This is a genomic window from Thalassobaculum litoreum DSM 18839 (genome assembly GCF_900102465.1).
Taxonomy (GTDB): Bacteria; Pseudomonadota; Alphaproteobacteria; order Thalassobaculales; family Thalassobaculaceae; genus Thalassobaculum; species Thalassobaculum litoreum.
On the sequence record NZ_FNBW01000029.1, the window covers coordinates 1 to 12,009 of the forward strand.

The following is a 12,009-nucleotide window of genomic DNA, read 5'->3' on the forward strand; positions in this document are numbered from 1 at the left end:
GCCTTCACCGCCTATGTCGAGCAGGTCTTGGTACCGACACTGCGGTCAGGCGACATCGTCGTGATGGATAACCTTCCGGCTCACAAGCCCGCCGCAGTCCGCGACGCGATTGAGCGGGCCGGCGCCGAGCTCCGCTTCCTGCCGCCCTACAGCCCAGACTTCAACCCGATCGAATTGGCCTTCTCCAAGATCAAGGCGCTACTCAAAAAGGCCGCCGCCCGAACCCTACAAGACCTCTGGGACGCAATCGCTCAGGCCATCGATGCCGTCACGCCGGAAGAGGCCAGAAACTACTTCACCGCTACAGGGTACGATCATGAGTGATCCGAAAACGCTCTAGCACCACGCGGTGGAACTTTGTAGGCCAAAGCGGTTCTCGACGCCCTTTGCCAAATCCATGATGCGCCGATGGTTTCTTGCCCGTCCCCTAGGTTGCCGAATCGTGAACGCGGACGGCACCGCTGTCGGAATACTAAAGGAGAGACCGCGACAGGCTTGCGCCCCTTCCCTCAAGTCTGTCGAATCGCGCCGAATTGTTCCAGCCTCAGGTTGGCCGAAAAAAGTATTCACAGAGCCCGCAGCATCAGTTATCAAACACCAATCCCGACATTGAGTTCGGGGGACGATGTTGCAGATGCCGACGATGGTGCGCAGATCTTGCGCGGACACCAGTCGAAGGCGGAGCGACGCGTCCCTTCGATTTGTGCCTGCCCGTGTGGTCAGCGACGGCGGTTTTGATTGTGGATTGTCACAATCAGCTGCAACCGACGCAACCGGAACCCGCTGGCGGTGATTATGCTCATGCCTTTTCCAATTAATATCGATCAAGCACATCCGATATTTTCCGATGTACTCGATTATCTGAGAGTAAATGCAAAATCGTCGTTCTTCTTGCTCATCGAGCCAGGTAGATCGTGTGTCTATTTTCGGAGTATTGAAGACTATAGGAGATTCATAATTACATGGGAGCCTCTCTCCCGTCTTTCGTATTCGGAGGTAAGTCTATGAGCATGAGTCCGCCATTACGATCCGTCGACGAGTTTATGTCGGCACAGGCCGAATTGCTTGATGGGATCACGATACTTGATCGGAGCTGCCCGATTTGCGGAAGCTCAAATAGCTCGACGAAGGCATCCAGATTTTCACTAGGTCAGTGGCCGATAAAAGAATGCCATCGCTGCACCATGGTTTATATTACGCGCGCGCCCGATCAAGCGGCGCTCATCGAAGATTACGATTGGAACAAGTCCACGAAACTGGAAGATCAATGGCGTGATTCGTCGCGACCGGTGATCGAAACCTTGCATAGGCGACTGAGATGGCGCTCGAAAATCCTGCGCCGGCCCTCCTTGGCGCAACGGCTGGCTGAAACCGTACGATCCGGGCCGGTCATCGACGTTGGATGTGGCGATGGCGCGGAATTGGCCACGTTGCCGAGAACTTTCACTGCCATCGGTATCGAAATTTCCGCTTCAAGTGCAGACCGCGCAAAACAAAAACTTGCTGGTCGACCCGTGGAGATTTTGACCAATAGCGCGCTGGAAGGGCTTAAATCGCTTGAATCCAACTCTTGTTCAGGCGCTGTTCTGCGTTCTTATCTAGAACACGAGGCAGATCCACGCGCCGTCGTAGAGGAATTGGGCAGAGTTCTAATTGAGGGCGGAGTTGCGTTGGTGAAGGTTCCAAATTTTGCGTCCCTCAACCGTGTGGTGATGGGAAAAAAATGGTGCGGATTCCGGCATCCGGATCATTTGAACTACTTCACCCCAAACACGCTTCGTCTGATTGGACGCGTTGGCGGGTTCGACGCACGGTTCAAGTTTTTCGACGCCCTACCTACCGACGACAATGTCGTGGTGACATACATAAACACGAAACGCCCGCATCAAGTTTATGAGCTATTGGGTACAGGATCCCAAAACGATACGTCACCGACCTATATTTGAGGCCATGGCGCGCGCCTCGACGTTGAGGTCCGCCGCGCCTCCAGGGCTTTACGCTTGAACCCATCAGACGCACGCTCTGAGCGGAGTTCGGCCGGGGATCACCGAGACCAACGAAGCGCCGCCGAACAATATTCCTGGCACCAGGGAGGAACAAACACTTGACCAAGGTCATTGCCCTTGTGGACGGCTCGATCTATTCGCGCAGTGTCTGCGATCACGCCGCTTGGATCGCGGGCAGGACCGGCGCGGCGGTCGAACTGCTGCACGTCCTCGGCCGCCGGGAAACCGGCAGCATGCCGGCGGACCTCAGCGGCAGTATCGCCCTCGGCGCCCGAACAGCGCTTCTGGAAGAGTTGAGCGCGCATGACGAGCAGCGCGCGAAGCTGGCGCAGAAACGCGGGCGCGCCATCTTGGAGGATGCAAAAGCGGTCCTGGAAGGTGCTGGAGCCGAGCAGGTGACAACTCGCCTCCGGTTCGGGGACATCGTGGAGACGGCTACGGAATTTGAGGCCGACGCCGACATGGTGGTGATCGGCAAGCGCGGCGAGGCCGCCGATTTCGCCAAGCTGCATCTCGGCTCCAACCTGGAACGCATTGCCCGCTCAAGTCGCAAGCCGATCTTTGTGGCTTCGCGAGCGTTCAGGCCGGTCGAACGGTTTCTGATAGCCTTTGACGGCGGGACCAGCAGCCTCAAGGCCGTGGATTACGTAGCCCGAAGCCCACTGTTCGCGGGCTTGGCCTGCCGGCTGCTGATGGTCAGCGCCGAGACGGAGGAAAGCAGGCAGCGGCTGGATGGCGCGCAGGCACTCCTCAAGGCGGGCGGCTATCAGGTCGACGCGGCGATCCTACCCGGGCAGCCGGAGACGGTGATTGCTGAGGCCGTCGAAGCAGAAGGTATCGATCTCTTGGTCATGGGGGCCTACGGCCATTCTCGGATCCGCAACCTGATCATCGGCTCGACCACGTCGGAGATGATCCGCGCCTGCAAGGTCCCCGTGGCACTGTTCCGTTGAGTTGGGGCTACCGCTGCGGCCCGGAGCGCGGCTCCCGGTGCTCTTCGATGTGGACGTGCATAGAAAGGCCTGCGATCCAGGTCCGACCCCGCGCCGTCTGCGCCAGGTAGTCAAGAGCCGCCGACAGGCTTGGTCGGATCATCTTCCAATAGAAGGTCGGATAGCGCGTCGTCAGATCCACCGCTGAGGTGTAGCCTTTCTCTTCGGCAATCCGGGCCTCGACGAATTCGTGAAACAGCGCGTTCGCCTTGCGGAGGTAGTTCGGATCACCGAACTGGCCGATCAGGTCGGCGGCTTGAACCAGGCTCGGCTCACGCTCCGGATTCTTCGTCAACGCCTTGTCCACACACGGAAACCGGGTTGCCTCGATGGCAGCGGTGATGCGGTCAAGCTCGAGATCCGGGAATGTCGCCAGGTACTCGCGGGCAAAAATCTTGCCGCGGTCGACGTGATACGGCGTCAGCGCGGCATCTGAAGCCCCTGGCGAAAGGCTGACGGTATCGCCGCTTTGGCTAACGATGTATTCAGGCGGGCGGTCCTGTCGGCAAATGCCACGTACATAGCCGACATCATGGCAGAGCAGCGCAACGCACATGTGCATCCAGTCGCTCGACGTGACCCCGCCGTCGAGGATCTGCTTGCCGCGCAGGATATCGAGGCCCGCGAGAACGACCGACATGGTGTGGGCCAGATCGTGATAGAGCGCATCGGATCGCGCAATCCGGGACAACGTTGCTCGTGCACTCATTCGCACGACGCGTCTGTGATCCGGGTTGATGCCGTCGATGCATTCTGGCGACCGCTCGTCAAGAAGGGGCAGAAAGTGGTCGATGGCCAGTTCCGAAAGGTCGAATGTCATCTCGTTCCGCCTCCCCGAGGACCGTGGGTTTCGAGAGGGGCCGCCGCCATGCCGTCTAGACGAACCGGTTGCGGCAAAGCCAGTTCAGCGCTGGCAAGGCGGTGCCGATCATGCCCGCCACGGCCAGCCGACTCCGACTCTGCAGACTGCCGGCATTGAACTCAACGGCGCCAAGCGACCGACCTCGTCTGGACTGACGTCAGGGCGCGCGATAAGGACGCGCTCAAGCAGGCTCTCCCGGATCGGCCCTCTTGGGTGCAGCCCACCGGCTACTCGCGTGGTCATCGTGCATTTCGCTCTCATGAAGGCGTCGGTAGAGTCGCCGGTCGCGAAGTGCCGCCAGCGCGATCGTAATGACGCGAGTGCGGTCGCGGGCAAACTCTATCCGCGCATGCGGATTCCCGGAGTGGTCGACGTAAAAGCCCACCACAGCCCATGCACCCGTTCCCCCGATTGGACGAAAGCACTGTCCAATTTCAATGGTAGGATGGGCGTGCAATCGCCGCATCGTATCTGTCCTTTAGGCCGCCGCCGTGCCGAACGCGGATCCGGGCTCCACATGCTCGACGATCATGGCCTCGGTGGTTACCAGCAAGCTGCCGATCGAGCCGGCACTGCGCAGTGCCGCACGCACGACGCGCGTCGGGTCGATCACACCAGCCTCGATGAGGTTCACCATGTCGCCGGTCCGGACATCCAAACCGGTCTCCCGATCCGTTCGCTCGTGAAGCTTGCCGACGATCCAGGGAGCTCGTAGCCCCGCGTTCTCGGCGATTTGCCTGAGTGGTGCCTCAAGTGCCCGCCGTACCGCCTCGATGCCGGCCCTTTCGTCGTGGTTGCGGGGTTCGAGCTTCGCGACCGCGCTTACCGCGTCTAGCAACGCTATCCCGCCGCCTGGCACGATACCCTCGGCCAGCGCGGCCCGTACGGCGCTGACCGCGTCCTCGACACGCTCCTTGCGCTCGTTGGCCTCGGCTTCGCTCAGGCCACCGATGCGAACCACGGCGACTCCCCCGGCGAGTGCTGCGAGGCGCTGCTTGAGCAGCACCCTCTCGTGGTCCGACTTGACATCGCCAATTTCTGTCCGGATCCGGGCGAGCCGATCCGCGACCGCATCTTCGCGTCCACCCGGTCCGACCAGAACAGTCGAATCCTTCGTGATTCGGATCCGGCTGCCGCGGCCGAGGTCGTCGATGCCGAGCGCATCGAGCGAAACTCCAAGTTCTCCGCGCACGATGGTCGCGCCGGTAAGAGCGGAGATATCGTCGATCATCGCCTTGCGTTGATCGCCGAAGCCCGGAGCCTTGACCGCCACCAGATCAAAGCCGCCTCGCAGCTTGTTGACGACAAGGGTGGTAAGCGCTTCCCCTTCGACGTCGTCCGCAACGATCACAAGCGGCGTTCCCTCCCTGGCAACGGCCTCCAAAATAGGCAAGAGCGGTTGCACGTTATTGATTTTCCCGTCGTGCAGCAGGATCCGAGGGCGATCCAGTTCACAGACCATCCGCTCCGTGTCAGTCACGAAGTGCGCAGACAGGTATCCGCTGTCGAACCGCATTCCTTCAACGACCTCCAGATCCGTGAACAGCGACTCTGATCGTTGGATCGTAACCGCGCCGTCTGGACCCACACTATCGAACGCATCAGCAAGCATATCCGCGACCGGACCGTCGGCGTTCGAAGATACGAGAGCCACATTCCTTACAGCCGAGCGGGTCTCGATCGCCCGGCTCGACCCGACAATATGAGCATCGGCGGCATCGGTCGCCCGCTCGATGCCGCGCTTTACGGACATCGGGTCCAGCCCCACCGTAACCGCCTTCAATCCCTCGCGCGCGATCGCATGACCCAGTACCACGGCCGTGGTCGTGCCGTCGCCAGCCTCCTCGTTCACACGTTCTGCAACCTCGCGCAGCATCCTTGCGCCGAGATTCTGGAAGCGGTCATCCAACTCGATTTTGCTCGCCACCATGGCGCCATCCTTCGTGGAACTCGGAGCTGCGGTCCCGTTCTGCAGCACCACGTTGCGTCCCTTCGGACCTAGGGTCACCCGAACCGCACCGGCTAGAACATCGATCCCCCGCAGGAGCCGGGTCCGAGCGTCATCTTCGAAACTCACGTCCTTCGCAGTCATTCGATCCTCCCTACGATTTCATCCACAGTCTTCGCATCACCCGACAGCGGCGTGTCCGGCAGCTGAAGGATCCGTCGTGCATCGGCGGTATCGAGTAGGGTCACAATTTCATCTGCAGCGCTGAAGGCATCCGATCGCTGCATCAGCAGGCGTACATACTCGACGCGCCAGATCAGGTCGCGTAGTGCCGCCTCGATTTGCACCACATCGTCGGCCTTCAAATTAACGGCCGGTCCCATCTCGAAGTTGTCCGAAAGTTTGTCTGTCAAAGCGTCACTCTCCGTCGCCTTGGCAAGCATGCGCAGGGAGCGCGCACGAACCGGAACGGTTCGTGCGACAGGTGAGACCGGTACATCCCCAATGTCAGCCGACAGGACGGACGGCGCACCGCCCGCCAGATCAAGCCGACGCTGAAGTGCCCGGGCCTCAATCGCCAACGAACGCCACAACGCGCATGCCAGATCGGCTTTACAGGGGCTTTCCCGCCTCTCGATGATGTCGAGGAGGTTAGTGCCGCGCGCCGTAGAGCCGGCCGGCGGCATTAGAGAAAGCACTGCTTTCAGAAGTCATATAGCATTGAAAGCGCGGACTTGTAGACCCGGTCGCGGCTTTTCACGCGCAGCAGGCGTTGAAGCCTACCTACGCCCGCACACGTGAGGCGGAACGGATGCACGATGGTACCGTCGAATCGATGGATGGCTTGTATCTGCATTGGATTGACCCGGGAAAACCGACCGACCGACGTCTGGTTGGACTGCGCAGGGCACTACCTCTCGCATCTCGGCTTGAATACAGTACTATGGGGAAAATAGACCGGTGACCGAGACGTTGAGCCTCTAAGCTTCCTCGACCAATTCGTACAAGGTTCGGTTGAGCAGCGTTTTCGCATCTGGAAATCGACTCACACCCGGCTTGTCAATGCGCTGCAGCATGTAGTGGCCGCCATTGTCAGAGACGATTTTCCAACTGCGGCGGGGCGGCGGCACGTCGGCGTAGATCTGGCCGATCTTGATCTCGTTAGGCATCACGTTCTCTCGTTTGCGGATGGCTCAGTGCTGGTTAACTAATTCCGTCTCTGGTCGGGATGAACAGCGGGCGGAAAAGCCAATACATCGCCGACGGCGAACAGGGTCAGGCGATCCATGGCGCGAGTGCAGACGACATCAGGTCTGCCACTGCAGCGTCGCGGCTCGTACCGGGTTATCGAACGCGCGGCGTTCAACACGGCTGGCGTATAATTCCCGTTTAAGCTTGAAATACCAGAGTGACGGTTGATCAGGATCTCCCACAAATAGCATAGGCGCGGCATGAACGCTGTTGCTGCCGATACGGTTCAACACCGCTGCGTCCTGCGCCAGAAATCTGTGCCCGAGCATCTGGAGCAACGGTCGCAGCACGCCGAGGCCTCGGATACTCGAATAGATGACGTTGTGAAGACGCTGAACACCGGGGCGCAGCGGGGTGACGAACGTCAAGTTCGTGATGCGCCGGCCGGGAGGCCCGATGCGTTCGATCCGAAGACCAGGAAGTGCGAACTGGATGGACAATTCCGAGCCAGCCCCAACCATACTGTATATTGACCTATATGCCCTTCCCTGCTGGCGGACCGTGAAGCCAAGATCCGAAGGCTCGTAGTGCCGAACCTTCTTCGTTCGGTGCTTCTTCCTCCACCACCAGGACGTGTGGACCATCGGCACGTGGGCAGGATCGACCAAGCCGAGAACAACTTGGTCGAAATCGGCACGGACCTCCACCTCATTCGCCGCGACCATCTGTGCGGCCTCCAACTCTTCCAAGTTATGTGGCGCTATCGAAATATCGACATAGTCTTGCAGGCAAGCCCAATAGAGACCGTTACGGACCGCTATTGTGGCCCCGCAGTCCAGCGTTAGCTCGTCACCAGACTGTATCGGCGGAACCGCTTGGGTGCGGGTGATCCCGAAAAACTCCAAATCTCGTCTGCGTGCAGGCTGTGTTATGGGACCAAGCGGATACCAGGCCATGGGTAGCGCAGCCAACCGACCACCTTGATTCCGTTGTTGACCAAACCCCTGCCTGGAGGCCATGTCCGTCGTCGCTTCTAGTGTCGAAACCGTCTCACCCAGGACCTCGGTGGACTCTGGATCAGTGCCCTCCAAAACGCCGGATCCGGCCGGTTTATCCTTCATAGGCAATTGCGGCCTCCCATCCTCACAATTTGCATGTCGGTCGCAGGGCAGGCTGGACCGTTAAGATCTGGTCACTTGGCGCTGCCTCGATACGCATTACGCGGTCAGAATTCGGACCAGTGACCGGTCGCGCGTTGAGATTGTCCGAAAGTTTGACTGTCAAGGCGCTTCGCTCCACTACCTCGAGACCCTTGGCGCAGGGTAGACCGTGATCCACCCATCCGCTTCGACCTCACGGTTATCGCTTACGCTGCAAAGGCGAAAACCACCGCAAACAGGGAAGTCCACAGGCCTCAGTCCGGTGCCGCGATCTTCCGTGGATTGTTTTGAGACTTGCCTGTCTCGGATGCTTCCAATCGGCACGACCATGATTTCGAACCTCCACATTCGTAGGCCTTGGCAAGCATGCGCGGGTTCCCGGTTCGAACCGGAACGGTTCGTCCGACAGGTGAGACCGGTACATCCCCAATGTCAGCCGACAGGACGGACGGCGCACCGCCCGCCAGATCAAGCCGACGCTGAAGTGTCCGGGCCTCGGTCGCCTACGAACGCTACAACGCGCATGCCAGATCGGCTTTACAGGGGCTTCCCCGCCTCTCGATGATGTCGAGGAGGTTAGTGCCGCGTGCCGTAATATCGGCCGGCGGCATTAGAGAAAGCACTGCTTATAAGTGCCATATAGCATTGATAGCGTGGACTTGTAGACCCGGTCGCAGCTTTTACGCGCGGCATGCGTCGAAGCTGAACCCAGCACGGCAGATAACTGATTGTCGAGCCAGGCTCCGAGGGCAATCAGAACAAAGCCAAAAACCCAAATGCCAGATTCGATGCCATCACTTACGCCGCAAAGGCAGTCAAACGGATCGCCCCTGATGACAGAAGCCAAATTGGTGGGTCCTCAAGGCGGCAACCAGTAAGCGCGATCAAACGGCGCAAGCGTTTGCCGGGATGAAACGTCGGCCCGTTTCGATGGTGTCGTCAGACGCCAAGAGCAGGGGGTTGGACAGGGGGCGGCACGCCCCCTTCCCGGAGGGTGCGAATGCACCCGGAGAAGATGGCGTGGTCTTACCACGCACATCTTGCGTGTAACGCTTTCTGCATTATCAGCCGCATCAAGCCGTGTCAGATGATCCCCGGATGCATCCCAGCGAGAATCTTTACGACATGCCCCGGTATGCCGCTCAAAATTGCAGAATCGGTTACAATTTGATATAATATGAGGATATTCAGGGGATTGTGTATGGCATTGGACGATGACGAATTTCACGACAGGGAAGCGCGGTTAGAGGCGGAACAGCGGCGACGAATTCACGACGACCTGGCTAATGAGATGGCGGGCCGGGAGACTGGCCGGATCAAGCGTCTCGACCATCCGGGCGAGGAACCGGTCGGTGCTCGTGACCGGAAGGAAAAAGAGGAGCGGGAACGCGCCGCGTCCCTGACGCGTCTGCAAGTTCTGCTGAACGATCCAGCATACCGCGCCTTGTATAACGACACATTCGACCAGCTTCGCGCGGCGGAGGCCGCGACCGAAGCGGCGCTGCAAGATGCGCACGACGCCCTCAGCCAAGCCGAGACAGACCTACAGTCCACCCTCGATAGTGCCACCCGTCTGCCGGACGGTACGCGCGTGTTTCGCGATGCCGTTGGGAACATCCGCACCGAAGACGGCGAGATTGTCTCCGGCCCCGATGCGGAGACGATTGTCTGGAAGGGCGGCGAGCCGAGCTACGAAGAGCTATTGGCCCGCCGGAAAGCCGAAGGCGATGCGCGCCAGCGGGTCGAAGAGCTGCTGCGCTATCAGAACGATGTTCTGGGACCTGCGCGCGACCGCATGGAAGACCCGCACAATCCGCCGACCCCCGATGAGTTGAAGCAGATTCAGGACGAAATCAGAGCTGGAGCGGAAGCCCTCGCACTTGGACAGCCTGAAAGCGCATCATTCGACCGAAGCGGCTCCTCTGTCGAACTTCAGCTGCCCGGCGGCTCGCCGACCTGACTATCTTCCGATCTTCCCGCACTCGTGCTGGGCGATCCAAAGGATGACTGCCTGAGGATGAAAGCGGGGGTTTTCCCGCATGTTGCGTTTGATCCCGGCGTAGTCCGATTGCCGTTCCTCGTCTGACCAGAGTTCCAGACAGGAGGACTGGGTTTTGTCGAGCTGGGACGTAATCACGATAGCCATACTTATTGAATTCGCGAGATATGAGTTCTGCTGCGCACGAGTCCACTGCAATAATTTTTCTGATGTCGCACCCTGCGCGTGCGCTTCCTGTGGATATAGTGCCAACGAACACATCACGGATATTGCGGTGACGGTGAATTTTCTCAGAGTCAAATATGACCATTATTGATTCTTAGAGAATGTACCGTAACTATGAGATCGCAGCACTTCAAAACCGCAGAAATCCGGGAGACAGATTCCCGCGTCAACCGTCCGGAGGCAGGGCCGCGCCATGCGACAAAAACCGTCGTTTTTGTCAACGCCGGGGGGCTCCGATGATGGCCGTGACAATGACAGCGGGATCGGGGCGGAAGCTCGGATACGCACGCGTTTCCATGCCCGATCAAAAACTCCGCATGCAGCTCGACGCGCTGGAGCAAGCCGGGTGCGACGCCGTGTTCTCCGATCACGGGATATCCGGCGCGAAGGCGGAACGCCCCGGCCTTGATGATCTGCTATCGGCGGCGCGGCCCGGCGATATGGTGGTGGTGTATAAGCTGGACCGTCTCGGGCGCTCGGTATTCCATCTCTCCGACCTGTTGGTCCGGTTCAATGGGGAGGGCATACATTTCTGCTCGCTCAGCGAGGGGATCAACACCGCCACGCCGGGCGGCAAGATGGTGTTTCACGTCTTCGCCGCGTTCGCGGAGTTTCAGCGGGACATTATTTCCGAGAACACGATTGAGGGGCTGAAAGCCGCCCGCCGCCGGGGCAAGACCCTCGGGCGGCCCTGCGCGCTCACGTTCGAGCAAGCGCTGGGCGCATACGAATGTATGACAGACGCGGGTGGGAACGTGCTGGACCTGGCAATGGCCCTTGGCGTTGCGCCGATCACGCTGGACCGCGCGTTCATCCGTTATGGGCTGGCGCTAGAGGCGGCCTGAGCGCCGTCACCCATGCGCACGACGCCCACAACATCGCGGTGGCTGATGAGGCCGAGGCGCGTGCTGTCCAGCCCGCCGCCGGTCATTGTGCCGAGCACGAGATAAGCATCCAGCGGAATCACCCCATCGAAATCCCGTTCATAGAGCGCGATCATTTTAGAGCGCCCAGCGGAGAGGATGTAGGGTTGGCCGAGTGCGTTGCGGAGCACGTCACCGTTCAAAATGATGCGGCCATCCCCGCGCATCGCGAAGGTATCACCCGCCACACCGCGCACTTGTTTGATGATCGGCATCTTGTGTGCGCCGGATCGGAACACCACGAGATCGCCAGTTTGCGCGGAGCCAGAACAATTGGCAGGGTACATCATCACAGTCCCACCATCGGCCACAACCGGCGCGAGGGAATTACCTGCAATGTCCACAGGCCGGAGCGTGCAGATAATATCTTCAGTGAAGCCTCCAGCAGCACTATCCGCTATAATTCTATAAAAACATAGAACTGTCAGAAATAAATAAAATACAAAATGACCTAAAACTACCACGGAATCGAGCAATTTCCCCATTGCACGCCGCCACCCGGTTGACTTCTATCCTTACAAATTACGCTTCCCGTCTGGGTATCCATTCTAAGACATGTAATATTATTGTAATACACTCCATAGTTTGTGCACATCAATTGATAGCGCCCGTTGACGCCCCCCGCTGCGACGGCGGTGTCGACGTAGTCTTTGGAGGCAAGGCTATCGCCAGTGATGCTGCCCTTCATGCTCCACCATTTGCT

12 protein-coding genes are annotated in these 12,009 nt (G+C 59.4%); 5 read left to right on the plus strand and 7 right to left on the minus strand.

Going from position 1 to position 12,009, the window contains the following annotated elements; genetic code table 11:
• The 3 genes from BLS34_RS24620 to BLS34_RS24630 form a co-directional block, all read left to right on the plus strand.
• On the plus strand, window positions 1-324 hold a 324-nt coding region (locus BLS34_RS24620; RefSeq protein WP_139189384.1), incomplete at its 5' end, for a transposase.
• 680 nt (window positions 325-1,004) lie between these two features.
• The gene (locus BLS34_RS24625; RefSeq protein WP_175474384.1) at window positions 1,005-1,946 is read left to right on the plus strand and encodes a class I SAM-dependent methyltransferase; all 942 of its coding nucleotides are present in this window, start codon (window positions 1,005-1,007) and stop codon (window positions 1,944-1,946) included.
• A 158-nt stretch (window positions 1,947-2,104) separates the two neighbouring features.
• Complete coding sequence (locus tag BLS34_RS24630; RefSeq protein WP_093154651.1) at window positions 2,105-2,959, plus strand: universal stress protein; 855 nt, start codon at window positions 2,105-2,107, stop codon at window positions 2,957-2,959.
• A 7-nt stretch (window positions 2,960-2,966) separates the two neighbouring features.
• Here the strand turns inward: BLS34_RS24630 and BLS34_RS24635 are convergent, their stop codons facing one another.
• From BLS34_RS24635 to BLS34_RS24655, 5 genes are all read right to left on the minus strand, one after another.
• Window positions 2,967-3,818: a hypothetical protein gene (locus tag BLS34_RS24635; protein ID WP_093154654.1), complete on the minus strand. Its 852-nt coding sequence runs from the start codon at window positions 3,816-3,818 to the stop codon at window positions 2,967-2,969.
• A 520-nt stretch (window positions 3,819-4,338) separates the two neighbouring features.
• Window positions 4,339-5,952: a chaperonin GroEL gene (gene groL / locus BLS34_RS24640; RefSeq protein ID WP_093154656.1), complete on the minus strand. Its 1,614-nt coding sequence runs from the start codon at window positions 5,950-5,952 to the stop codon at window positions 4,339-4,341.
• The gene (locus BLS34_RS25720; RefSeq protein ID WP_139189477.1) at window positions 5,949-6,494 is read right to left on the minus strand and encodes a hypothetical protein; all 546 of its coding nucleotides are present in this window, start codon (window positions 6,492-6,494) and stop codon (window positions 5,949-5,951) included. Before BLS34_RS25720 ends, groL begins: the two co-directional genes overlap by 4 nt.
• A gap of 294 nt (window positions 6,495-6,788) precedes the next feature.
• Window positions 6,789-6,977 carry a hypothetical protein gene (locus tag BLS34_RS24650; protein ID WP_093154661.1) on the minus strand — a complete coding sequence of 63 codons (189 nt, stop codon included), beginning with the start codon at window positions 6,975-6,977 and terminating at the stop codon, window positions 6,789-6,791.
• Between the two features lie 138 nt (window positions 6,978-7,115).
• Window positions 7,116-8,120 carry a hypothetical protein gene (locus BLS34_RS24655; RefSeq protein ID WP_139189478.1) on the minus strand — a complete coding sequence of 335 codons (1,005 nt, stop codon included), beginning with the start codon at window positions 8,118-8,120 and terminating at the stop codon, window positions 7,116-7,118.
• Between the two features lie 1,240 nt (window positions 8,121-9,360).
• On the opposite strand from BLS34_RS24655, the gene BLS34_RS24660 reads away from it, so the two are divergent.
• Entirely contained in the window at window positions 9,361-10,119 is a 759-nt protein-coding gene (locus BLS34_RS24660; protein ID WP_093154666.1) for a hypothetical protein, read from the plus strand.
• 515 nt (window positions 10,120-10,634) lie between these two features.
• Complete coding sequence (locus BLS34_RS24670) at window positions 10,635-11,228, plus strand: recombinase family protein (RefSeq protein ID WP_093154670.1); 594 nt, start codon at window positions 10,635-10,637, stop codon at window positions 11,226-11,228.
• On the opposite strand, the gene lepB is transcribed toward BLS34_RS24670, so the two are convergent.
• On the minus strand, window positions 11,201-11,791 hold the full coding sequence (gene lepB, locus BLS34_RS24675; RefSeq protein ID WP_093153044.1) for a signal peptidase I: 591 nt from the start codon (window positions 11,789-11,791) through the stop codon (window positions 11,201-11,203). The two genes, BLS34_RS24670 and lepB, sit on opposite strands and share 28 nt — an antisense overlap.
• Window positions 11,764-12,009 (minus strand): hypothetical protein (locus tag BLS34_RS26320; protein ID WP_215906168.1); only part of this gene is annotated, 246 nt, incomplete at its 5' end. The genes lepB and BLS34_RS26320, both read right to left, overlap by 28 nt.